At 66.5% G+C, this 24,741-nt stretch carries 14 protein-coding genes; 12 read left to right on the plus strand and 2 right to left on the minus strand.

What is annotated here, in order from left to right; translation table 11 throughout:
* Positions 1-137: 137 nt before the first annotated feature.
* The 4 genes from sodB to pcaF all read left to right on the plus strand — a co-directional run bounded on the left by sodB (position 138) and on the right by pcaF (position 5,535).
* The gene (gene sodB, locus HWY37_RS07415) at positions 138-716 is read left to right on the plus strand and encodes a superoxide dismutase [Fe] (RefSeq protein ID WP_175210966.1); all 579 of its coding nucleotides are present in this window, start codon (positions 138-140) and stop codon (positions 714-716) included.
* A gap of 282 nt (positions 717-998) precedes the next feature.
* Positions 999-2,687 (plus strand): methyl-accepting chemotaxis protein, encoded by a 1,689-nt coding sequence (locus HWY37_RS07420; RefSeq protein WP_176088254.1) that lies wholly within the window; start codon positions 999-1,001, stop codon positions 2,685-2,687.
* 88 nt (positions 2,688-2,775) lie between these two features.
* Complete coding sequence (locus tag HWY37_RS07425) at positions 2,776-4,170, plus strand: chloride channel protein (protein ID WP_176088255.1); 1,395 nt, start codon at positions 2,776-2,778, stop codon at positions 4,168-4,170.
* A 159-nt stretch (positions 4,171-4,329) separates the two neighbouring features.
* Positions 4,330-5,535, plus strand: a complete 1,206-nt coding sequence (pcaF, locus tag HWY37_RS07430) for a 3-oxoadipyl-CoA thiolase (RefSeq protein ID WP_175210961.1) — start codon at positions 4,330-4,332, stop codon at positions 5,533-5,535.
* 101 nt (positions 5,536-5,636) lie between these two features.
* Here pcaF and HWY37_RS07435 read toward each other — a convergent pair whose 3' ends face one another.
* Both HWY37_RS07435 and HWY37_RS07440 read right to left on the minus strand, forming a co-directional pair.
* The gene (locus tag HWY37_RS07435; RefSeq protein WP_246302240.1) at positions 5,637-6,050 is read right to left on the minus strand and encodes a DUF192 domain-containing protein; all 414 of its coding nucleotides are present in this window, start codon (positions 6,048-6,050) and stop codon (positions 5,637-5,639) included.
* A 195-nt stretch (positions 6,051-6,245) separates the two neighbouring features.
* Entirely contained in the window at positions 6,246-6,491 is a 246-nt protein-coding gene (locus HWY37_RS07440) for a cold-shock protein (protein WP_006220277.1), read from the minus strand.
* Between the two features lie 225 nt (positions 6,492-6,716).
* Between HWY37_RS07440 and clpS the strand changes: the two genes are divergently transcribed.
* The 8 genes from clpS (at position 6,717) to putA (ending at position 24,722) form a co-directional block, all read left to right on the plus strand.
* Entirely contained in the window at positions 6,717-7,031 is a 315-nt protein-coding gene (gene clpS / locus HWY37_RS07445; RefSeq protein WP_006383989.1) for an ATP-dependent Clp protease adapter ClpS, read from the plus strand.
* Between the two features lie 158 nt (positions 7,032-7,189).
* Positions 7,190-12,388, plus strand: a complete 5,199-nt coding sequence (locus HWY37_RS07450; protein WP_425485007.1) for an alpha-2-macroglobulin family protein — start codon at positions 7,190-7,192, stop codon at positions 12,386-12,388.
* The gene (gene pbpC / locus HWY37_RS07455) at positions 12,385-14,607 is read left to right on the plus strand and encodes a penicillin-binding protein 1C (RefSeq protein WP_176088256.1); all 2,223 of its coding nucleotides are present in this window, start codon (positions 12,385-12,387) and stop codon (positions 14,605-14,607) included. Before HWY37_RS07450 ends, pbpC begins: the two co-directional genes overlap by 4 nt.
* Positions 14,608-14,662: 55 nt before the next feature.
* Positions 14,663-16,975 (plus strand): ATP-dependent Clp protease ATP-binding subunit ClpA, encoded by a 2,313-nt coding sequence (clpA, locus tag HWY37_RS07460; RefSeq protein ID WP_175210958.1) that lies wholly within the window; start codon positions 14,663-14,665, stop codon positions 16,973-16,975.
* A gap of 8 nt (positions 16,976-16,983) precedes the next feature.
* Positions 16,984-18,291: a paraquat-inducible protein A gene (locus HWY37_RS07465; RefSeq protein ID WP_176088257.1), complete on the plus strand. Its 1,308-nt coding sequence runs from the start codon at positions 16,984-16,986 to the stop codon at positions 18,289-18,291.
* Between the two features lie 49 nt (positions 18,292-18,340).
* A complete protein-coding gene (locus tag HWY37_RS07470) occupies positions 18,341-20,005 on the plus strand; it encodes a PqiB family protein (protein WP_175210956.1) in 1,665 nt (554 codons plus the stop codon).
* A 4-nt stretch (positions 20,006-20,009) separates the two neighbouring features.
* A complete protein-coding gene (locus tag HWY37_RS07475) occupies positions 20,010-20,741 on the plus strand; it encodes a PqiC family protein (protein ID WP_373418112.1) in 732 nt (243 codons plus the stop codon).
* 159 nt (positions 20,742-20,900) lie between these two features.
* Positions 20,901-24,722 carry a trifunctional transcriptional regulator/proline dehydrogenase/L-glutamate gamma-semialdehyde dehydrogenase gene (putA, locus tag HWY37_RS07480; RefSeq protein ID WP_176088258.1) on the plus strand — a complete coding sequence of 1,274 codons (3,822 nt, stop codon included), beginning with the start codon at positions 20,901-20,903 and terminating at the stop codon, positions 24,720-24,722.
* The last annotated feature ends 19 nt before the right edge of the window (positions 24,723-24,741 follow it).

Raw genomic sequence — 24,741 nt, forward strand, 5'->3', positions numbered from 1 at the left:
GGTCGCGAGCACATGCGTCCGGTCATAAGCACATGTGTCCCTTAACCCCGCGCGGGCGCGGGGTTAACGCGGTATCCTCAGTAGTTGCCGATACAATTGACCGGCTTGATCGTGCACTCAACAGAAGGAACCCTCACATGGCACATACTCTTCCCCCCCTGCCTTACGAACTGGACGCACTGGCTCCGCACATTTCCAAGGAAACGCTGGAGTACCACTACGGCAAGCACCACCAGACCTACGTCACGAACCTGAACAACCTGATCCCGGGCACGGAGTTCGAAACGCTGTCGCTGGAAGACATCGTGAAGAAGTCCTCGGGTGGCATCTTCAACAACGCCGCTCAGATCTGGAACCACACCTTCTACTGGAACAGCCTGGCTCCCAAGGCCGGCGGCGCTCCCACCGGCAAGCTGGCTGACGCCATCAACGCCAAGTGGGGCAGCTTCGACGCCTTCAAGGAAGCCTTCAACAAGTCGGCCGCCGGCAACTTCGGTTCGGGCTGGACCTGGCTGGTCAAGAAGGCCGACGGCTCGGTCGACATCGTCAACACCAGCAACGCCGCCACCCCGCTGACCACGGCCGACAAGGCGCTGCTGACCTGTGATGTGTGGGAACACGCCTACTACATCGACTACCGCAACGCCCGTCCCAAGTACCTGGAAAACTTCTGGGCGCTGGTGAACTGGGAATTCGCGGCCAAGAACTTCGCCTGATCGGCAAAGCCAGGCCCGCCGCGGCGCTTGCGCCGCGGTTCCTGCTGACAGACCCCACGCGCAAGCCTGGGGTTTTCTTTTTGTTCAGCAAAAATTCAGCTTTCGAAAACCCTGTCGATTGTCGAATTCATTGCGGGGAAATAACGAATAAACCGCCTTTTCTTCCGGGTAATCCCTAGGTTTCCCAGCCACTATCGTTTCCCCCGGTCTGCGACTGAGCCACGGGGCCCACGACTGCGGTATGCCCGCCATAAACCGGGGTAATTACAAGGGAAGGGAAGCATGTTGCGGTTTTTTTCGGGTTTGCGCATCGGCGCGCGCCTGTCCGGCGCGTTCTTGCTGGTAGCGGTAATAGGCGGCGCCATCGGCGCCTTCGGGGTCTGGGGCCTCGCACGCATCAATGAGATGAATGACCGTCTCTACGACACCGAGCTGCGCGGCATCTCGGATCTCAAGGAAGCCAACATCAATCTGATCTACGCCGGTCGGGCCCGCAGCGGCTTCCTGGCCGCGTCGACCGACCAGGAGCGGCAGGCGCTGCGCAAGCAGTTCGACGACGCCGTCAAGACCATGGACGAGCTGCGCAACAAGGCTGCCGTCAATTTCCATTCGGAAGAGGGCAAGCGCCTGCTGGCGCAGGTGGCAGAGGCCGAGCAGATCTGGAAACGCGAGTCGGTGGCGTTTTTCACCGCCGCCCAATCGCAGTCGCTGACTTCGACCGAAGCGCACGTGGCCGCCATCGAAAAGCGCGTGATCGCCGCGTCGCAGAAGATGGACGACCTGATGACGGACCTGGCTGTGGGCAAGGAAAAGGACGCGGCGCAATCCGTGCAGGCCGGCACCGATCTCTACCTCATGATGCGCACCATCATGGTGGCCCTGGCCGTGGCCGGCGTGGCGATCGGCATGCTGCTCGGCTGGCTGGTGACGCGCGGCATCGTGCGCCCGCTGGAACAGGCCGTGCAGGCGGCGCGCGAGGTGGCGGCCGGCGATCTCACCACCGATATCAAGGTCGCCACGCGCGACGAAACCGGCGACCTGATGGGGGCGCTCAAGACCATGAACGAAAGCCTGGCGCGCATCGTCAAGGACGTGCGCGACGGCTGCGAGAGCATCGCCTCGGCGTCTTCGCAGATCGCCCAGGGCAACGCCGACCTGTCGCAGCGCACCGAAGAGCAGGCTTCCTCGCTGGAGGAGACCGCCGCGTCGATGGAGCAGCTGACCAGCACGGTGCAGCAGAACGCCAACAACGCCAGCGAGGCGGACCGCCTGGTCAACCAGGCTTCCAGCGTCGCGGTGCGCGGCGGCGAGGTGGTGGAGGGCGTGGTCCAGACCATGAGCGCGATTTCCGACAGCTCGCGCCGCATCGCCGATATCACGGGCGTGATCGACGGCATCGCCTTCCAGACCAACATCCTGGCGCTGAATGCCGCCGTGGAAGCGGCGCGTGCGGGCGAGCAGGGCCGCGGCTTTGCCGTGGTGGCGGGCGAGGTGCGCACGCTGGCGCAGCGTTCGGCCGTGGCCGCGAAGGAGATCAAGGCCTTGATCGACGAATCGGTCACGCGCGTCGAGGGCGGCACGCGCCAGGTCGACGAGGCTGGCCGCACTATGCGCGAAGTGGTGGACAGCGTGCGCCAGGTCGCGACGCTGGTGCGCGAAATCGCCAGCGCCTCGGAAGAGCAATCCGCCGGCATCGGCCAGGTCAACCAGGCCGTGGCGCAGATGGACACGGTGACCCAGCAGAACGCCGCGCTGGTGGAAGAGGCAGCCGCCGCGGCCGCCAGCATGCAGGAACAGGCCACTCGCCTGGCCCAGGAAGTGCGCCGCTTCAAGGTGGAGGCGGGTGGCGGTTCGGCGCGCGAGGCGCAGGTTCGCCTGGTGCAGGCCGTGCCCGCGCCGGCGCGCAAGGCGGCGCCCGTGGCGCGCCCGGCCCTGGCTCAAGCCGCGGACGACGACTGGTCGACCTTCTGAGCCTGCGTTGTGGGCTGCCGGTCAGGTGGGGATGGTAAGGTTAGCCACCGTCAATCTGAGCCACCTTCACCCGCGCCGGCTTCCGCCCATGAACCTGCCCGATCCATTACGCCGGCTCCTGGCCGCCCCGCGCCGTTGGGCGCATCGCAAGGTGCGCCAGATCAACCGCCTGTCGCGCAAGAGCGTGCAGATGGGGCTGCTCTTGGGAGGCGCGGGCTTGGTGGCGCTGATGTCCCTGGGCTTCGCGTATCTGGCGGACAAGGCGCTGGAATGGAATCGCGAGTGGGTCGCGTACGGCGGCTGGCTGGCCTTGCTGGTCCTGCCTTTGAGTCTGGCCGCCTTGCGTTGGCTGACCCTGCGTTTCGCGCCCAATGCTTCGGGCAGCGGCATTCCCCAGGTCATCGGCGCCTTGTCCTTGCCGCCCGGTCCCAGCCAGAACAGTCTGGTGGCGCTGGGACAGACTCTCTGGAAAATTCCTCTCGCATTTTTCGGCATGCTGGCCGGCGCGTCGATCGGCCGCGAAGGCCCGTCGGTCCAGGTCGGCGCCGCCCTCATGCTGGCCTGGGGCGATTTCTGGAAGCGGCGCGGCGTGCAACTGCGCGGCTTTCACGCCAATGAGCTGATCGCGGCCGGCGCCGCGGGCGGCCTGGCCGCCGCCTTCAATGCGCCGTTGGCCGGGGTTATTTTCGCCATAGAGGAGCTGGGCCGCGGCACCGTGCTGCGCTGGCAGCGGCTGGTGTTGATCGGGGTGCTGGCGTCGGGCTTTCTGGTCGTGGCGGTGGTGGGCAACAACCCTTACTTCGGCGTGTTCGGCGGCGCGCCGCTGGCGCACGGCATGGTGATGTGGGTGGCCATCTGCGCGGCGCTCAATGGCGCGCTGGGCGGCATCTTCGCCCGGCTGCTTGGCAAGGGTGTCGCCGGCAGCGCGCCTCAATCCTGGCGCGCCTGGATCCGCGCGCATCCGATCTGGACGGCCTTCGCCATGGGCCTGATCCTGGCGGTGATCGGCCTGTCCACGGCCGGCAGCGTCTACGGTACGGGGTATGGCGTGGCGGCGGATCTGCTGTCCGGGAAGGACACGGCTCCGGCCAGTTTTGGCCTGGCCAAGCTGGCCGCTACCGTCGCTTCCTATTGGGCTGGCATACCCGGCGGCATTTTCACGCCGGCCCTGACCACGGGCGCGGGCATCGGCCATCACATCTGGCAGTTGGCCGGGGATGGCGTCGACCACCGCGTGCTGGTACTGATTTCGATGGCGGCTTTCCTGGCCGCCGCGACCCAGGCGCCGCTGACTGCCAGCGTGGTGGTGATGGAAATGACGGGCAGCCAGCCCATGCTGTTCTGGCTGTTGGTGGGATCGCTACTGGCCTCGGGCGTGTCGCGCCAGTTCTGCCCCCAGCCGTTCTATCATCTGGCCGCGGGACGTTTCCGCAGGCAGGCCATCGTCGACGCGGCGCGCGCCGCCAGGCCGCCCGCGGCCTGAGTCCGTGACCGGTCCCGCGTCCGCGGCGCGCACCATACTGGTGAACATCCATTGGACACTGTCCGTGCAGCGGACATCCCACGGGTGCACCAACTTGGCGCGAAAGCGCTGCGTTAAGATCGCCCGATCCGGTTTTTTATCACTTACCTCGAGCTTCCCATGACCGTGCATGCTTATATCTGTGATGCGATCCGCACCCCCTTCGGCCGTTACGGCGGCGCGCTGGCTTCCGTGCGTCCCGACGATCTCGCTGCCGTAGCCATCAAGGCGCTGGTGGCGCGCAATCCTGGCGTGCGCTGGGAAGAACTCGACGACGCCATCATGGGCTGCGCCAACCAGGCGGGCGAAGACAACCGCAACGTGGCCCGCATGGCCACGCTGCTGGCCGGCCTGCCGATTGAAGTGCCCGGCGCCACCGTCAACCGCCTGTGCGGTTCGGGCCTGGACGCCATCGGCGGCGCCGCCCGCGCCATCCGCGCTGGCGAAGCCGGCTTGATGCTGGCCGGCGGCGTGGAAAGCATGAGCCGCGCGCCGTTCGTCATGGGCAAGGCCGACAGCGCGTTTTCGCGCAGCGCCGCCATCTACGACACCACGATCGGCTGGCGCTTCATCAACAAGCTGATGAAGGCGCAGTACGGCGTGGACTCGATGCCTGAAACGGCCGAGAACGTGGCCGACGATTTCAAGATCAACCGCGAAGACCAGGACCTGTTCGCGCTGGCCAGCCAGCAGAAGACCGCGCGCGCTCAAAAGGAAGGCTTCTTCGACGCCGAGATCGTGCCGGTGTCGATCGCGCAAAAGAAGGGCGATCCCATCATCGTCAGCAAGGACGAGCATCCGCGTGAAACCAGCCTCGAATCGCTGGCCAAGCTGAAGGGCGTGGTCCGCGAAGGCGGCACCGTCACCGCCGGCAACGCTTCGGGCGTCAACGACGGCGCAGCCGCGCTGCTGCTGGCCGACGAAAAGGCCGCCGCCCGCCATGGCCTGACCCCGCGCGCCCGCGTGGTCGGCATGGCCACCGCCGGCGTCGCGCCGCGCATCATGGGCATCGGCCCGGCGCCCGCCACGCTGAAGGTGCTGGCCCAGACCGGCCTGAAGCTGGAACAGATGGACGTCATCGAACTGAACGAAGCCTTCGCCGCGCAAGGCCTGGCCGTGCTGCGCCAACTGGGCATCGCCGACAACGACCCGCGCGTGAACCCCAACGGCGGCGCGATCGCCCTGGGTCACCCGCTGGGCGCCAGCGGCGCTCGCCTGGCCACCACCGCGATCAATCAGCTGCACCGCACCGGCGGCCGCTACGCGCTGTGCACCATGTGCATCGGCGTGGGCCAGGGCATCGCGCTGATCATCGAGCGCGTCTAAGCGCCTGGCGTGCATGGGCCGCGTGCGGTCCCGTGCGCGCAGCAATGAAAAGGGAGCCTCCGGGGCTCCCTTTTCATGTCGGGTTGCGGGCGGCGCGCGCTTCAGGGCAGGCCGTCCAGCTTGTTGCCATTCTTGACGCCGTGCTGTTCGAACCAACCCTGGGCCATTTCCAGCGCGTAGCGCACCGGCTTCTTCGCGCAGTGCGGGTCCTCGGTCTGCGGCGCCATGTCCTCGATGTTGACGATCGTGCCATCGTCGGCGATAAAGGCAATCGAGAGCGGCAGGATAGTGTTGCGCATCCAGAAGCACTGCACATCGGGCTGTTCGAAGACGAACAGCATGCCGTCGTTGCCGGGCAGCTCCTTGCGGAACATCAGGCCGTCGCGGCGGGTCGCTTCAGTGTTCGCGACTTCTGCGCGGATAATATGGATGCCGGCCGAAATCTGCGTGGTGGGCAGGGTGGGTTGCGGCCCAGTCTGCTGCGCGCCAGCGGCGGCGGGCAGGGCCAGCGCCATGGCGGCCAGCGCGGATGCGGCGGCTTTCTGCAAGAGGTTTCTGGAGAACGCTGTCTTGAACAACGTGTGGCTGACAGGAAATAAAACGGCGTTCTTGGGCATGACCTGGCGCAAAGAATGAAAAATAACAAGGCGGGGCCCGAAAGCCCCGCCTGAATAATGGCGCAACCTTACCGTTGCGCTTTAAAGGGTAACTCAGGCAGCCGTGATATTAAGCGCCTGCTTGCCTTTGGGCCCCTGGATAATCTCGAAGGCCACTTTCTGGCCTTCTTTCAGGGTTTTAAAACCATTCATCTGGATGGACGAAAAATGGGCGAACAGATCTTCACCGCCGTCGTCGGGCGTAATGAAGCCGAACCCCTTTGCATCGTTGAACCATTTGACGGTGCCCGTCGATTTGGGATTGTCCCCTTGGACGGCGGTTGCGGTCGTATCAGACATGCGGACTGCCTCATTGAATCGTATGTTGACGAAGGGCATCGCGGCCTAGACCCCTGTCCCCCCTCCGGCTTCCTGGCAGATTTTCGATGCGTTGAAAACCCCAGAATGCGTGGATAATGCGCCGCTTTTCTTCGCGGCGTCAAGTATGGAAACTACGCATTTCTACGTGTAATTTTCCGTAAGTTACACGCTAGCCGTCCCCCGTTTTAATAGAATAGCGGCCCTATGAGTTCTACCTTGGATACCCAGCATGATTTGGCCGTCGAGAAGGCTCCGGCGCGTGCCGCGCCGCCTCCGATGTACCAGGTCTTGTTGCTGAACGACGACTACACCCCGATGGAGTTCGTCGTGAAAGTACTGCAGAAGTTCTTCAATAAGAATCACGAAGAGGCCACGCGGATCATGTTGCAGGTGCATCACGAAGGGCGCGGAGTATGCGGGGTCTATCCCCGGGATCTTGCCGCCACACGGATCGCACAAGTCGCGCAATACGCGCGGGCACGCCAGCACCCACTGCAATGCGTGATGGAACCCGTCTGAATCCCGAGTTAGAAGCGCCGCCTGTCATGGCGGCGTTGTGTTGTTTGGTTATTTTGAAAAGCAGTATCCGCGTACCCGAGAAGCGCGCGGAATGATCAGGTCGGCAGCTCCGCCGCAAAGGAGCAGTACGTCCGAATTTGAGTGAGCGGGGGTTTACCGTGAGTGGAAAAATCAGCAAGGCCTGGCTGGCGACAGCCGGGGTCGTTGTATTGGCCGGCGCCATCGGCGTGGGCTGGTGGATGGGCAAGGACCGTCAGCCTGCGAATCCGGCGCCCGCCGTCGTCTCGCAGCCGGCGGCTCCAGCGGGCGGCGGCGACGCAAAGCCCGCGTTGCCGGCCAGTGCCGTGGTCGGCGCGGCGGATCCCTTCGCGGCGCTTTCGTGCCAGCCTCGCCAGTACAACGACAGGATGGCGCTCGCGGTTACCTTCACGCAGCCGGTCGACGCCAAGGCCGGGCTGGACAGCTATCTGCAAGTGACCGACACCGGCGCGGCGTCCGACAAGGACACCGAATCGGACTCCGGCGGTGACCAGCCCGCATCCGTGCGCACCGGCGACACGGCGCCCAAGGGCAAGATCGTGAAGGGCAACTGGGTGGTGGGCGAGAACCCCCGCATGGTTTATTTCCCCTACGTCCAGCCGCAGCGCTCCTATGCGATCACCGTGCGCGCCGGACTGCCCGGCGCCGACGGCAAGGTCAAGCTGGCGGAGGGCTCGAATTGCGAAGTGAACACGCAGGCCATGCCGCCGTCGTTCTATTTCGCTAGCCGCGGCGTGGTGCTGCCGGCCGGCCAGAACGGCGGTTTGCCCGTGGCCACGGTGAACGTGCCCGAAGTGGACGTGCAGTTCCTGCGCGTGTCGCCGGAACGCGTGCCCGAACTGTTCGAATCCGTGCTCGGCATCGGCCGCAACAATTCGTCCAGCGATGACGATGATAGTGGCTACGACGAGGACAATTGGCGCTATTCCGACAACCGCAGCCTGAAGGGCTCGGTCAGCAATTGGGACCTGGATCGCCTGAATACGCTGACGACCAGCGCCTATCAGGGCCGCTTCGTCACCGACGACCAGCCCAACCGCCGCCACGTCACGTTCCTGCCGGTCGAAGGCATCAAGGAACTGCAGGAGCCCGGTATCTATATTGCTGTGATGAGCCAGCCCGGCCGTTTCCGCTATGAATACCAGGTGACCTATTTCTACGTCAGCGACATCGGCCTGCACGCGCGCCGCTACAGCGACCGCATTGAAGCCTATTCCGTGTCCTTGAAGAGTGGCACCGCGATCTCGGGCGCCGTGTTCGAACTGGTCGACGGCGCCGGCAAGTCGCTGGCCAAGGCAGCGGCGGACGGCCAGGGGCATGTGCGCTTCGACGGCAATTTCGCCAATGCCCGCGTCATCCGCGCCTCGCGCGACAAGGAAATGACTGTGCTGGCCCTGGGCGAACCGGCCCTGGACCTGTCTGAATTCGACACGGGCGGCCATATTTCGCGCCCCAACAATCTGTTCGTCTATGCCGGGCGCAATCTGTACCGCCCCGGTGAAACCTTCAACGTGTCGGTCCTGCCGCGCGACCTGGACGGCCGCGTGCTGACGCCGTCGCCGCTGACCGCCACCATCAAGCGCCCGGACGGTCGCACCGTGCAGACCTCGCTGTGGCAGCCCAAGAAGGACCTGCCCGGCTACGTCGAGCGCAGCATCGATCTGCCGCTGGATGCGCAGACCGGCACCTGGATGCTGGAATTGCGCGTGGACCCCGCATCGCGCGTGCCGGACACGTCCTGGAAGTTCCAGGTCGAGGAATTCCTGCCCGAGCGCATGAAGATGGCGCTGACTTCCGAACAGGAAGTGCTGACGCCGGAAGAGACGCTGACCGTGGACGTGCAGGGCGACTATCTCTATGGCGCGCCCGCAGCCGGCAACCGCCTGCTGTCCAGCTTCCAGGTCAAGCGCGACCGCTTTGCATTGCCCCAGCAATGGCCCGGCTTCATCTTCGGCGACGTCGCCGACGATACCCGCCGCCATTTCGAAGAACTGCCCGAAGCCGCGCTGGACGACAAGGGTCGCGGCCAGCTCGAAGTCGATCCGCGCACCGCCGGCACGCATTCGCCGATGAAGGTGCGGGTGTCGGCCAGCCTGCTGGAATCCGGCGGCCGCCCGGTGGTGCGCTCGATCGAGCGCAGCGTCTGGCCCGCCGACCGCCTGATCGCCGTGCGTCCGCAGTTCGACAGCGACGTGGCCCGCGAAGGCGCGCCCGCCAGCTTTGAAGTGCTGCGTGTCGACGCGGAAGGCAAGATCGCGCCGCTGGCGCAGGCGCAGATGCGCCTGTTCCGCGAAGAGCGCCAGTACTACTGGCGTTTCGACGACCAGCGCGGCTGGAACAGCGGCTACACCGAAACCGACGAGCTGGTCGATTCGCGCGAAATCGCGCTGAACGACCGCGCCCAGCTGACCGTGCCCGTGAAGTGGGGCCGCTATCGCCTGGAAATCGCCGATCCCGAAACCGGCGAGACCATGCGCTACCGCTTCTACGCGGGCTGGAACGCGCAGGACGCCGACTCCATGGGCAATCGTCCCGACCGCGTGCAGATGAAGCTTGAGGGCGTGCCGGCCAAGCCCGGTGACAGCGTCAAGCTGACCCTGACGCCGCCGCATGACGGCCAGGCGCTCATCACCGTCGAAGGCGACCGTATGCTGTGGTCCACCTGGGTGGCCGTCAAGGCGACGGGCACGCAGGTCGAGATCCCCATCGACAAGAGCTGGAAGCGCCACGACCTGTACATCGCCGCGGCCGTGTTCCGTCCCGGCAGCGAGGGCGACCGCGTGACGCCGGCGCGCGCGCTGGGCCTGACCTTCCTGCCCATCGCCAGCGCCGACCGCAAGCTGGACGTCAAGCTGACCGCCGCCGCCAAGGCCGAGCCCGAGACCAAGACGACCGTGCGCGTCAAGGTCGACGGCGCCCAGGGCAAGCAGGCCACCGTGACCCTGTCGGCGGTGGACGTGGGCATCCTGAACATCAACCAGTACAAGACGCCCGATCCGCTGGATTACTTCTTCGGCAAGCACCGCTACGCGCCCGAATTGCTGGACATGTACGGCAAGCTGATCGAGAAGATGGACGGCACCAAGGGCAAGCTGAAGTGGGGCGGCGACGCCGCCATGCGCGGCGATAGCAAGAGCCTGCCCAAGAAGGTCAAGCTGGTCGACCTGTTCTCGGGTCCGGTGACGCTGAATGCGCAGGGCGAGGCGGATATTCCGCTGGACCTGCCCGATTTCAACGGCACCCTGCGCCTGATGGCCGTGGCCTTCACGCCGGACAACTTCGGCAGCACCGACACCGAAATGGTGATCGCGGCGCCTATCGTGGCCGAGCTGAACACGCCGCGCTTCATCACGCCGGGAGACCAGGCCGCGATCGCGCTGGACGTGACCAACATGAGCGGCGCCGAGCAGAAGGTGACGGTCAAGCTGGAAGCGCTGGACCCGGTGGCCATCGTCGACGGCGTCAAGACGGTGACGCTCAAGGACAAGCAGCGCGTCACGCTGCGTTTCACCGCCACCACCAGCGGTTCCTACGGTCTGGGCCTGATGCGCCTGACCGTGGACGGGCAGGGCGGCGCCAAGCCCGTGCACATCGTGCGCGAATCCGTGCTGCAGGTGCAGCCCGCCCATGCGGCCGAGCGTCAGGTTCGCCGCCTGCGCCTGAATCCGGGCGAATCGAACGCGCCGCAGGCGTCGTGGGTGGCTTCGTACTACCCGGATTCGACCACGGTCAGCATGACGGTCTCGAACCGCCCGCCGTTCAACGTCAATCGCCTGGTTGAAGGCCTGCTCAACTACCCCTACGGTTGCACCGAGCAGACCATCAGCGCGACCCTGCCTTGGGTCCTGATCGACGACGACGCCGCCAAGCAGTTCGGCCTCAAGCCGCGCACGCAGGCCCAGCGCGAAGCCAAGGTGGCTGGCGCTATCGGCCGCCTGGCGGGCACGCGCAACGCTGTCGGTTCCTACAACCTGTGGAGCAGCTCGTCCACGCGCGACGTTTGGCTGACCGCCTACGCCGTCGGCTTCATGCAGGACGCCCGCGACAACGGTTTCGACGTGCCCGAGGCCGCGCTGGACCGTTCGCGCCAGTGGCTGCTGGAGCAGGTGCAGCAGAGCCCCGGCGCGTTCGGCACCTGGTCGGCCAATCTGAAGCGCAACATGGAATCGGGCCGCTACGACACCAGCGACCTCAACGTCCTGCGCGAGGATCATCGCCGCTTCGCCGGTCTGGCCACCGCCACGCTGGCGCTGGCGCGCGACAAGAAGGCGCCGCTTTCGACCGTGCGCCAGCTGTACGACAACTACCAGGAGCGCGCGCGCTCGCCGCTGCCGCTGATCCAGCTGGCGGCCGCGTTCAAGCTGATGGGCGATGAAGGGCGCATGAAGTCCGCGCTCGACCAGGCCATGACGCGCGAGTACGGCCTCAACCCGCGCCGCAGCTCGACCTACTACTACGACGAGTGGCTGGGCGACTACGGCAGCAGCGTGCGCGATTACGCGTTGGCCTATGCCATCGCCAGCAAGTACGAGCTGCACCATGAACGCCTGGAAAGCCTGCTTACGCAGCTGGGCAGCCGCCTGGGCAACCGTTCGTACCTGTCCACCCAGGAGCAGATGGCGCTGTTGCTGGCCGCCCGCGCCGTGGGCGGCGACAAGTCCACGCCCTGGTCCGCCACGCTGACGGTCAATGGCGTCGCCAAGCCGCTCAACGGCGGCAAGAGCGACCAGACCGTGTCGCTGACGGCGGCCGAGCTGGCCGGCACGCAGCTGACGAACGTCGGCACCCAGTCGCTGTTCGTCGAGTACGACATCCAGGGCAGCCCGACTGTCGCGCCTTCGCCGCGCAACGACATCATCCAGCTCAAGCGCGGCTGGTATCGTCCGGACGGCCGTCCTTGGGATGGCGGCACCCTGCAGACCGGCGACATGCTGGTGGTGTGGGTGCAGGCCAGCGCCAACCAGAACATTCCGGATGGCTTGCTGGTGGACCGCGTGCCGGCGGGTTTTGAAGTCGAGAACCTGAACCTGTCGCAAAGTCCCGAGATGCAGGAATGGACGATAGGCGGGCGCCGCGTGGCCGAAGCCATGTCCGATCCCAACATCAAGCACCGCGAGTTCCGCGACGACCGCTATGTGGCCGCGGTCTCGCTGGGACGCGGCAAGGTGGATGTGTTCTATCTGGTGCGCGTGGTGACGCCGGGCCGCTATTCGGTGCCGTCGACGGTGGCCGAAGACATGTACCGGCCGGAAATCCGGGGCGTAGGCGAGCAATGGAGCACGGTGGAAATCCGCGACCGCGGCGCCAAGCGTCCTTGAACCCCGCCGCCACCCCCGTGGCGGGCGCCTCGCGCGCCCGCCGCTGGCGGCGGCGAGGAATCTTCGCGGCCAGCGCGTTGTTTGCGCTGGCCGCGTTGTTATTCACGCTGGACCGCCTCTATCCCCTGCCGCCGATCGATTCCGGCGGCGCGGCCGTGGTCGTGGCCGACGACGGCACGCCCCTGCGCAACTATCCCAGCCGCGACGGCATCTGGCGTTATCCGGTCAAGCCGGAACAGGTCTCCGAGCGCTATCTGGAAACGCTGTTGACCTACGAGGACCGTTGGTTCTTCTGGCACCCCGGCGTCAACCCGGTGGCGCTGGCGCGCGCCGGCTGGCAGTGGGCCACCAACCGCCGCATCGTGTCGGGCGGGTCCACCTTGACCATGCAGGTAGCGCGGCTTATCGATCCGCAATTGGCCGGCAAGCCCTCGCGCTCCATGTCGGCCAAGCTGCGCCAGGCCTGGCGCGCCATTCAGCTGGAAATGCACTACAGCAAGGACGAGATCCTGTCGCTGTACCTGACCCATGCGCCCATGGGCGGCATCGTCGAAGGCGTGGAAATGGGTTCGCGCCTGTGGCTGGGCAAGCCGGCCCGCGACCTGAGCCAGGCGGAGGCGGCGATGCTGACGGCCTTGCCGCAGGCGCCGTCGCGATTGCGCCCGGACCGCCATCCCGAGGCTGCCCAGGCCGCGCGCGACAAGGTGCTGGACCGCATGGTCGAACTCGGACGCTGGACCCGGGCCGAAGTCGACGACGCCAAGATCGAGAACGTGATCGCGCCGCCCTTGCGGGCGCGCTGGTTGGCGCCGCTGGCCGCACAGAGGCTGCTGCAGGAGGCGGGCGGCCAGCGTTCCGGCAAACGGCGTCCGGGCGAACGGCCCGCCGTGGTCGTGTCCACGCTGGACGCGGACATGCAGGCCTCCGTGGAGCGCATGTTGCTGGACCGGGTGGACGGCCTGCCGCCCAAGGTGTCGATGGCCGTGCTGGTCATGGACAACGATACGCTGGAGGTCAAGGCCTATGCCGGGTCGGCGGACTTCTCCGACGACAGCCGCGCGGCGCATGTGGACATGGTGCGCGGCGTGCGTTCGCCCGGTTCCACGCTCAAACCCTTCCTGTATGCGCAGGCGCTGGACGAGGGCCTGATCCACTCCGAAAGCCTGCTGATGGACGCGCCGATGTCGTTCGGCGGCTACGCGCCGGGCAATTTCCAGGCGGCCTTCGCCGGGCCGATCAGCGTGGCGCAGGCCTTGCAGCGTTCGCTCAACGTGCCGGCGGTGGACCTGCTGGACCGCGTCGGCCCCAGCAGTTTCGCCTCGATGATGCTGGCGGGCGGGGTGCGGTTACGATTGCCCGCCGGCGCCGAACCCAACCTGAGCTTGATTTTGGGCGGGGGTGGCACCACATTGGAAGAATTGGTGGGCGCTTACCGGGCCTTGGCCCGGGGCGGCATCTCCGGACGGCCCCGCCTGCGGCCGGAGCAGCCGCGGGTCGAGTCCCGTATGATGAGTGCTGGGGCGGCCTGGATCGTCCGCGACATTCTCGAAAGTGGCGGGCATCCGGATCGGCCGTTTTACCAGTCGGGCAGTCCGGCGCGCCAACTGGCCTGGAAAACCGGGACAAGCTTCGGCTTCCGGGACGCCTGGGCCGTCGGAGTGACCGACAGATGGACGATGGGCGTCTGGGTCGGCCGGCCCGATGGAACGCCCAACCCGGGATTTTTCGGCGCCAACGTGGCGGCGCCGCTGCTGCAGGACATCGTGGCAGCCCTGCCGGAAGGCGCCCAGCAGGTCCGCGTCAGGCCCGAAACGGTGCAGGCAGCGGTAACGTGCTGGCCCTTGGGCTACAAGCTCGGCAGCGTGCCCTCCGGCGTATGTCCGGAGCAGCGCGCGGCCTGGATTTTGAATGACACGGCGCCGCCGTCGTTTGCCGGCTACGCCGATGCCTCGCAGGGACCTTTGCGCCTGGGCGGCGTGGCCAGCGGCTCGGTGCTGCGGCCCGTGCCGGGCGCAAGCCAGGTGGCGCTGGATGTGGATGTGCAGGGCGCCGAAGGCGAAGTATGGTGGATGCTGGACGGGCGCGTGGTCGGCCACGGCGCGTCGGGTCATCCGTTTAAATTAGTGCTGGCCGCGGATGGCCGGTATACGCTAACCGTCATGGATGCACAAGGCCGCCACGACAGAGTGGTTTTTGAAATCGCTGGTGTTACGCCATGATCGGCATAGAATATGAATCGTGTATTTGCCCGCTTCGATGCGTTACGGAGGAAGCGTGATTTCTCAAGAGCTTGAAGTCAGCCTGCATATGGCTTTCGTCGAGGCCCGTTCGGCCCGGCATGAATTTATTACCGTCGAGCATCTGCTGCTGGCGTTGCTCGACAACGCATCGGCCGTGGAAGTGCTGCGCGCCTGCGCTGCCAATCTGGATGACTTGCGGCGCAACCTGCGCCAGTTCGTTTCGGAGAACACCCCGGTGATCCCGAGCGGCGCCGAGGTCGACACGCAACCCACACTGGGATTCCAGCGCGTGATCCAGCGCGCGATCATGCACGTGTCCGCCGGCGGCACCGGCAAGAAGCCGGTAACTGGCGCCAATGTGCTCGTGGCCATATTCGGCGAAAAGGATTCGCATGCTGTGTACTACCTGCAACAGCAGGGCGTGACGCGGCTGGACGTTGTCAATTTTCTGTCGCATGGCATTACCAAACAGCCTCAGGTGGAGTCCGCCGCCGTGCAGAAAGAGCAGCAGACCAATGGCGAAGAACAGGGCGACTCGCGTCAGTCGCCGCTGGACCAATACGCCACCGACCTGAACGCCGCCGCGTTGGCGGGCCGCATCGATCCCCTCATCGGACGCGAGCACGAAGTCGAGCGCGTGATCCAGGTGCTGTGCCGCCGCCGCAAGAACAATCCCTTGCTGGTCGGAGAGGCCGGCGTGGGCAAGACGGCGATCGCCGAAGGCCTGGCCTGGCGCATCACCCGTGGCGAAGTGCCTGAAATCCTGCAGGCCGCCCAGGTCTATTCGTTGGACATGGGCGCCTTGCTGGCCGGCACCAAGTACCGCGGCGACTTCGAGCAGCGCCTGAAGGGTGTGCTCAAGCAGATCCGAGGCAATCCGGACGCCATTCTGTTCATCGACGAAATCCATACGCTGATCGGCGCCGGTTCGGCGTCGGGCGGCACGCTGGACGCCTCCAATCTGCTGAAGCCGGCCCTGTCTTCGGGCCAGCTCAAGTGCATCGGCGCCACCACCTACACCGAATACCGCGGCGTCTTTGAAAAGGACCACGCGCTGTCGCGCCGCTTCCAGAAGATCGACGTGGCCGAACCCAGCGTCGAGCAGACCGTGCAGATCCTGCGCGGCCTGAAGAGCCGCTTCGAGGAACACCACAGCGTGCGCTATTCGGCCGCTGCGCTGTCGGCCGCCGCCGAACTGTCGGCGCGCTTCATCAACGACCGCCACTTGCCGGACAAGGCCATCGACGTGATCGACGAGGCCGGCGCCGCACAGCGCCTGCTGCCGCGTTCGCGCCAGAAGAAGGTGATCGGCAAGGTGGACATCGAAAACATCGTGTCCAAGATCGCGCGCATTCCGCCGCAGTCCGTCTCCAACGACGACCGCAGCAAGCTCGCGACGCTGGACCGCGACCTGAAGACCGTGGTCTTCGGCCAGGACAATGCCATCGAGGCCCTGTCCGCCGCCATCAAGATGGCGCGCTCGGGTCTGGGCAAGCCGGAAAAGCCGATCGGCGCCTTCCTGTTCTCGGGCCCCACCGGCGTGGGCAAGACCGAGGTCGCGCGCCAGCTGGCCTTCACGCTGGGCGTGGAGCTGCTGCGTTTCGATATGTCCGAATACATGGAGCGCCATGCGGTGTCGCGCCTGATCGGCGCGCCTCCGGGCTATGTCGGCTTCGACCAGGGCGGCCTGCTGACGGAAGCCATCACCAAGCAGCCGCACTGCGTGCTGCTGCTCGATGAAATCGAAAAGGCGCACCCGGACGTGTTCAACATCCTGCTGCAGGTCATGGACCACGGCACGCTGACCGACAACAACGGCCGTAAGGCGGACTTCCGCAACGTCATCCTCATCATGACGACCAACGCGGGCGCCGAAACCTTGAACCGTCCGTCCATCGGTTTCGCGAATTCGCGCGTGGTGGGCGACGAAATGGCGGAAATCCGCCGCATGTTCACACCCGAGTTCCGCAACCGGCTGGATGCGATCATCCCGTTTGCGCCGCTGGACCGCGAAATCATCCTGCGCGTGGTGGACAAGTTCCTCATGCAGCTGGAAGACCAATTGCACGAGCGGCGCGTGGAAGCCATCTTCACCACGGGTCTGCGCGAGCATCTCGCCAAGGAAGGGTTCGATCCGCTGATGGGCGCACGCCCCATGCAGCGCCTCATCCAGGACACCATCCGGCGCGCGCTGGCCGACGAGCTGCTGTTCGGCAAGCTGGTCGACGGCGGCACGGTCACGGTGGATCTGGACGAGGAAGGCAAGGTCAAGCTGGACTTCGACGAGAACGGCAAGCCGCCCTCGTCGGATGCTCCTGACAAGCAGGAAGTCGAATTGGTCGACTAGGGTTCTCAATGACCGCGGACCGCCAGCCGCTGATCGAGTGCGAACACTGCGCAAGCATCTATCGCCGGCATCAGCTTGAACCTGGCGAGACCGCCAATTGCGCCCGCTGCGGCGCCATCTTGTGGCGTTACAGCGGGCTTACTTTGTCCAATTGGTTGGCGCTCGCCATCGCCGCCCTGATCGTGTTCGGGGTCGCGAACGCCTATCCTGTCGCCTCCATGTCCGTGCAGGGCATGACGCAGCAGGCATCATTGCTGGACGCCGTTTCCATTACCTGGCGCCAGGACCACTGGGTCGTCGCCCTGATGACGGGCGCTGCGGGTTTCGCGCTGCCGATGCTGCAGCTGACCGTGCTGCTGTGGGTGCTGGGCCTATTGTCCCGCGGTCGTGAGCCCGCGGGCTTTCGCACTGCGATGCGCTTGCTGGGCGTGTTGCGGCCCTGGTGCATGATTCCCGTGTTCCTGCTGGGCGTGCTGGTGGCGGTGGTGAAGCTGGCCGGCATGGCGGCGGTGTCCCCGGGCGTCGGGCTGGCCGCATTCGGCGCGCTGACCGTCCTGCTGACCATGCTGGGCCGCCTGTCGCCGCACGTGCTGTGGCGCTATGCGGAAACCGTGGGTGTGGTGCCGGTGCACGTACCGCAAACCTCGCCCGATACGGTGCTTACCGGCTGCCATGTTTGCGGTCAGGTGCAGGCGCTGCCGCGCGACGCCGATCCTGAAGAAGAGCACCACTGCGTGCGCTGCGATGCGCTGGTGCATTACCGCAAGCCGGACCATCTGGCCCGCACCTGGGCGCTGCTGCTGGCGGCCGTGGTGTTCTACATCCCCGCCAACGTGCTGCCGGTGATGCAGGTCAATTCGGTCTTGGGCAACAGCGCCCACACCATCCTGGGCGGCGTGGTCGAGCTCTGGGACATGGGTTCCTGGGACATCGCGCTGATCGTCTTCATCGCCAGCGTGGCCGTGCCGCTGACCAAGCTGCTTGCGCTGATCCTGCTGCTGCTGACCGAACAGTGGCGCAGCACCACCAACCTGCGTCCGCGGACGCGCTTGTATCAAATGGTTGAGTTCATCGGCCAGTGGTCGATGCTGGATGTTTTTGTCGTTATATTGCTGGCGGCGCTGGCGGATTTCCAGGGCTTGATGGAGATCAGCGCCGGAGCGGGCGCGGCGGCCTTCGGCGTGGTCGTGATCCTGACCATGCTGTCGGCCATGAGTTTCGACCTGCGCCGCAGCTGGGACCTTGAAGAACAAAGTGAAATAGAATCGGCGCAGGTTGACGGCCGGCACGAGCCGGCGCCCGCCGCCGGCAAGTAAATGGGCTAGGGAGCGCCGCGGCTCCCGTCCACGAATTAAGGAAGAGTAGATGTCCGAGCAAGCACCCGGATCCGGTGAAGAGAAGTTCGCGTCACCGGTCATCTCGCGCAAGGAGAAAAGCCGGATTTCGTGGATCTGGCTGGTGCCCATCGTCGCGGCCCTGATGGGGCTGTCGCTGGTCATCCGGACCTGGATGCAGGCCGGACCGGACATCTCCATTTCGTTCAACACCGCCGAAGGGCTGGAAGTCGGCAAGACCCAGCTGCGCTACAAGGACGTCACCATCGGCACGGTGCGGGCCATCGGCTTCAACGATGACCGCAGCAAGGTGGTGGTGCAGGCGGAACTGTCCAAGGACGTTTCGGACCTGGCGCGCGAAGGCACCAACTTCTGGGTGGTGCGGCCGCGCCTGGACGTGAGCGGCGTGTCCGGGCTGGGCACGCTGCTGTCGGGCGCCTATATCGGCGTGGACGCGGTGGAAGGCAAGAACGGCGTCAACAAGGCCACCAAGCTGCATTTCGAGGGCCTGGAAGTCCCGCCCGCGGTCACGCACGACCGCGCCGGCAAGCGCTTCAAGCTCAAGGCGTCCGACCTGGGATCGCTGGACATCGGTTCGCCGGTGTACTTCCGCCGCATCAATGTGGGCCGCGTGATCGGCTACGCGCTCGACGAGACCGGCAAGGCCGTGAACGTCGAGGTGTTCGTGGACGCGCCCAACGACAAGTTCGTGACTCAGGGATCGCGTTTCTGGAATGCCAGCGGCGTGGACTTCAGCGTCAATGCGGATGGGCTCAAGGTGCGCACCCAGTCGCTGGTCTCGATGGCGGTGGGGGGCGTTGCGTTCGAACCGGTCCTGACCGCGCGCGATTCGAGCAAACAGGCGCAGGCTGACGCCCAGTTCGACCTCTACCCGACCGAAGCGGCCGCCAAGGCCAACCCGGACGGCGAGGCCAATCCGATCCGCATGCGTTTCGACCAGTCCATCCGCGGCCTGGCGGTAGGCGCTCCGGTTGACTTCAGCGGCATCACGCTGGGCAACGTCACGCAGATCAACATGGACTTCGATCCGGTCGCCAAGCGCTTCTATGCGCTGGTGGATGCCACGCTGTATCCGGAGCGTCTGGGCCGGGTGTTCGAAGAGGTGCGCGAGCGCGCCGCCAAGGAGGGCGACGTCGCTGGCAACCGTCTGCTGGCCGCCATGATCAAGCACGGCCTGCGTGCGCAGCTGCGCACGTCCAATCTGCTGACCGGCCAGCTCTACGTGGCGCTGGACGACTTCCCGCATGCCAAACCGGTCGATTTCCAGATGACCGACCCGCCCATGATTCCGACGGTGCCGGGCAATCTCGATCAGTTGCAGCAGCAGATCAGCAACATCGTCGCCAAGGTCGAGAAGATTCCGTTCGACAAGATCGGCGAGGACCTGCGCACCACGCTGGCCAGCACCTCCAAGCTGATGAACCGCCTGGACAAGCAGGTCGCGCCCGAAGCCCAGAACATGCTCAAGCAGGCCAAGGAATCGATGGCGCAGGTCAACGCGCTGCTGGCTTCCGATTCGTCCCTGCCGGTCAATGCCGAGAAGGCGATGCAGGAGCTGGCGCGCGCGGCGCGTTCGCTGCGCGCCCTGGCCGACTTCCTGCAATCCAATCCCGAGGCCTTGCTGCGCGGCCGCGGCCCAGACCCGATCCCCGGCGCCGGTCCTGTCAGGAACTGAACCCATGAATAGACGCCTCTTCCGTTGCGCCCGACTGGCGAACTCTTCCCCCAAGCGCGCCGTTGACGTGCCGCGGCAGGCCCGGGACGGCCTGGCATCGCGCCTGCGTCCGGTTCTTTCGTCGCTGGCGCTGGCTGCCGCGTTGGCGGGTTGCGGCACGTCCGCGCCGGTGCACTACTACACCCTGCAAGGGCCCGCGGCGCAGGCCCCGGCCTCGGGCGTCGCGCCGGCCAGTTTCCTGATCGAGGTGCAACCGGTCAATGTCTCGACACAGGCCGATCAGCCGCAGCTGATGGTGCGCACCGGAGACGGCAGCGTCTCGGCCCTGTATTCCGAGCGCTGGAGCTCGCCCCTGGGCGACGAGCTGCGCGGCGCCTTGTCGGACGCGTTGAAGCGGGATCTGGGGGCGCTGGACGTGCAGCTGGTCAAGCCCGGCCCGGGCGCCGCAGTCTGGCGAGTGCAAACCGACGTCCAGCGTTTCGAGCTGGAATCGGGCCGCCAGGCCCAGCTGGACGCGACCTGGCGGGTGCGCCCGGTCAACATGAAGGGTTCCGGCCTGCTGTGCCGCAGCGTGGTCACGGAACCGGTGACGGAAGAGGGCGTGCCCGCGCTGATCGCCGCGCAGCAGCGGGCGGTCGTGAGCCTGGCGGGCGCCATGGCCTCGGCCATCCGCGGCCAGGCGCCGGCCGGATCGGCCTCGGTCCAGATGCTGGGCTGCACGGCCCTCAAGGACTGAGTGGCCGTTCCGGCAAAATCCCGCCTGATCTCAAGTGGTTAACCTAGGGTTAACCATAGTGCAAACGCGGTTGCAACCTGTCTAGCATACGGTCCTACCCATGCTGGGTCCCGTCCGGACCCGGTAACACCCTTGCCATGCGACAGGAAGCAATCTCTTATGGCCAGCACGACCCTAGGCGTTAAAGTCGACGACGCGCTCCGCGACCGGCTGAAGGCCGCCGCCCAAAAGCTCAACTGCACGCCGCACTGGCTGCACAAGCAGGCGATCCTTGCCTATCTGGACAAGATCGAGCGCGGCCATCTGCCCGCCGAGATGTCTCACCTGGGCATGGACGCGGGCGGCGAGGACGAGGCGGGCGAGGGCCATGCGGCGCCCACGCCGCCGTTCTACGAATTCGGCCAGGACGTGCAGCCGCAGTCGGTGCTGCGCGCGGCCATCACCGCGGCCTACCGGCGCCCCGAGCCCGAGTGCGTGCCGCTGCTGCTGGGCCAGGCCCGCATGCCCAATCTGGAAAAGATCCACGCCATGGCCGCCGACCTGGTCCGGAAGCTGCGCGGCAAGCGCAGCGGCGGCGGGGTCGAAGGCCTGATCCAGGAATTTTCGCTGTCCAGCCAGGAAGGCGTGGCGCTCATGTGCCTGGCCGAGGCGCTGTTGCGCATTCCGGACCGCGCCACGCGCGACGCGCTGATCCGCGACAAGGTCGCCCGCGGCGACTGGAAGTCGCACATGGGCGGCTCGCAATCCCTGTTCGTCAACGCCGCCACCTGGGGCCTGATGATCACGGGCAAGCTGGTGGCGGTGAGCAGCGAGCAGTCGCTGTCCAAGGCGCTGACCCGGCTGATCGGCAAGGGCGGCGAGCCGCTGGTGCGCAAGGGCGTGAACATGGCCATGCGCATGATGGGCGAACAGTTCGTGTCGGGCCAGACCATTTCCGAGGCGCTGGCCAACAACCGCAAGATGGAGGCCCGCGGCTTCCGCTATTCCTACGACATGCTGGGCGAGGCCGCGACCACGGCCGAGGACGCCGACCGCTATTACGCCTCGTACGAGCAGGCCATCCACGCCATCGGCAAGGCCGCTGCCGGCCGCGGCATCTATGAGGGCCCGGGCATTTCGATCAAGCTGTCGGCGCTGCATCCGCGCTATTCGCGCGGCCAGCGCGAACGCGTGATGGCCGAGCTGCTGCCGCGCGTGAAGGCGCTGACCGTGCTGGCGCGCAGCTACGACATCGGCCTGAACATCGACGCGGAAGAAGCCGACCGCCTGGAGATCTCGCTGGACCTGCTGGAGGCGCTCTGTTTCGAGCCCGAGCTGGACGGCTGGAACGGCATCGGCTTCGTCATCCAGGCCTACCAGAAGCGCGCGCCTTTCGTGATCGACTACGTGATCGACCTGGCCCGCCGCAGCCGCCACCGCGTGATGGTGCGCCTGGTCAAGGGCGCCTACTGGGATAGCGAGATCAAGCGCGCCCAGGTTGACGGCCTGGAAGGCTATCCGGTCTATACGCGCAAGGTTTACACCGATGTGGCCTACCTGGCCTGCGCCCGCAAGCTGCTGGGCGCGCCCGAGGCGGTGTTCCCGCAGTTCGCCACGCACAACGCCTACACCCTGTCCGCAATCTATCAGCTGGCGGGGCAGAACTACTATCCCGGCCAGTACGAATTCCAATGCCTGCACGGCATGGGCGAACCGCTGTACGACGAGGTGGTGGGTTCGCTGTCGCAAGGCAAGCTCAACCGTCCCTGCCGCATCTATGCGCCGGTCGGCACGCATGAAACCCTGCTGGCGTATCTGGTGCGCCGCCTGCTGGAAAACGGCGCCAACACCTCGTTCGTGAACCTGATCGGCGACGAGACCATTCCGGTCGAACAACTGGTGGCCGATCCCGTCGAGGCCGCCGCGCGCATCGTGCCGCTGGGCGCGCCGCACGAGAAGATCCCGCTGCCGCGCGAACTCTATGGCGATCCGCAAGAGGGCGCGCGCGCCAACTCCGCAGGCCTGGACCTGAGCAACGAGCATCGCCTGGGCTCGCTGTCCGCGGCCCTGCTGGCCAGCGCCGCCATTCCGTGGCGCGCCGGCCCCATGCTGGGCGAGGGCGAGGAGGCATGGGATGCCGCCCGCGCCATCGAGGTCCGCAACCCCGCCAATCTGCGCGACGTGGTGGGCCACGTCATCGAGGCGCAGGCGGACGAGGCCGAGGCCGCCTTGCGCGCCGCCGCCAATGCCGCGCCGATCTGGCAATCCACGCCGGTGGCCGAGCGCGCGCAATGCCTGCGCCGCGCCGCGCAACTGCTGGAAGAGCAGATGCAGACCCTGCTGGGCCTGATCGTGCGCGAAGCCGGCAAGTCCCTGCCCAACGCCATCGCCGAAGTGCGCGAGGCCGTGGATTTCCTGCGCTATTACGCCGACCAGGCGGAAACCGAATTCGGCAACGACACGCACCGCCCGCTGGGCACCGTGCTGTGCATCAGCCCCTGGAACTTCCCGCTGGCCATCTTCACGGGCCAGATCGCGGCCGCGCTGGCCGCCGGCAATACCGTGCTGGCCAAGCCCGCCGAACAGACGCCGCTGATCGCGGCGCAGGCCGTGGCCATCCTGCGCGCGGCCGGCGTACCCGCCGGCGCCGTGCAGCTGCTGCCGGGCCGCGGCGAAACCGTGGGTGCGCAACTGGTGGCCAATCCCGGCGTGCGCGGCGTGATGTTCACCGGCTCCACCGACGTCGCGCGCATCATCGCGCGCACGCTGGCGGACCGCCTGGACGACGACGGCCACACCATTCCGCTGATCGCCGAGACCGGCGGCCAGAACGCCATGGTGGTGGATTCCTCGGCCCTGTCCGAGCAGGTCGTGTTCGACGTGCTGACCTCGGCCTTCGATTCGGCGGGCCAGCGCTGCTCCGCGCTGCGCGTGCTGTGCGTGCAGGAAGACAATGCCGATCACGTGCTGACCATGCTGCGCGGCGCCATGCGCGAGCTGAGCGTGGGGAACCCGGACCGCCTGTCGGTGGACGTGGGTCCCGTGATCGACACGGAAGCGCGCAACGGCATCCAGCGGCACATCGAGTCGATGCGCACCGCGGGCCACCGCGTGGACCAGGTGGAGCTCAACGGCGAATGCCGCCACGGCACCTTCGTCGCGCCGACCATCATCGAGATCGACCACGTCAGCGAGCTGACGCGCGAAGTCTTCGGCCCGGTACTGCACGTGGTGCGCTACAAGCGCGACGAACTCGACGCCTTGCTTGACGCCATCAACGGCACGGGCTACGGCCTGACCTTTGGCGTGCACACCCGCATCGACGAAACCATCGCGCACGTGACCGGCCAGGTCCACGCGGGCAACGTCTACGTCAACCGCAATATCGTGGGCGCGGTGGTGGGCGTGCAACCCTTCGGCGGCGAATGCCTCTCGGGCACCGGCCCCAAGGCCGGCGGCCCGCTGTACATGTACCGCCTGCTGGGCACGCGTCCGGCGGGCCTGCCGCCGGCGCTGGACGCGGCGGCGCCGCTGCCGCAGCGCATCGCGCTGCCGGGCCCGACGGGCGAGACCAATACCTATATGGTCGAGCCGCGCGGCGCGGTCTATTGCGTGGCGGCCACCGAGGCCGGCGCGCGGGCGCAGTGGTCCGTCGCCAGGCTGACCGGCAACCATGCCTGGTTCGCCGATACGCCGGCGGCGCAGGCGCTGCTGGCCTCGCTGGACGCGGGCCAGCAGGACCAGGCCGGCATCCTGGCCGATGACGAGGTCGACCAGGCCGACTACCAGGCCGTGCTGTTCGAGGGCGACGGGGACGCGCTGCAGGCGCTGAACCAGCGCATCGCCCAGCGTCCCGGCGCCATCCTGTCGGTACATGGTCTGACTTCCGACGCGATCGCCGCGGGCGCCGGCTACGTGCCGGAACGCCTGCTGACGGAGCGTTCCATCAGCGTCAACACGGCGGCGGCGGGCGGTAACGCCAGCCTGATGACCATAGGTTGAGGGCGCTTGCGGGCAACCC

This window comes from Achromobacter anxifer, from assembly GCF_903652925.1.
Lineage (GTDB): Bacteria > Pseudomonadota > Gammaproteobacteria > Burkholderiales > Burkholderiaceae_B > Achromobacter > Achromobacter anxifer.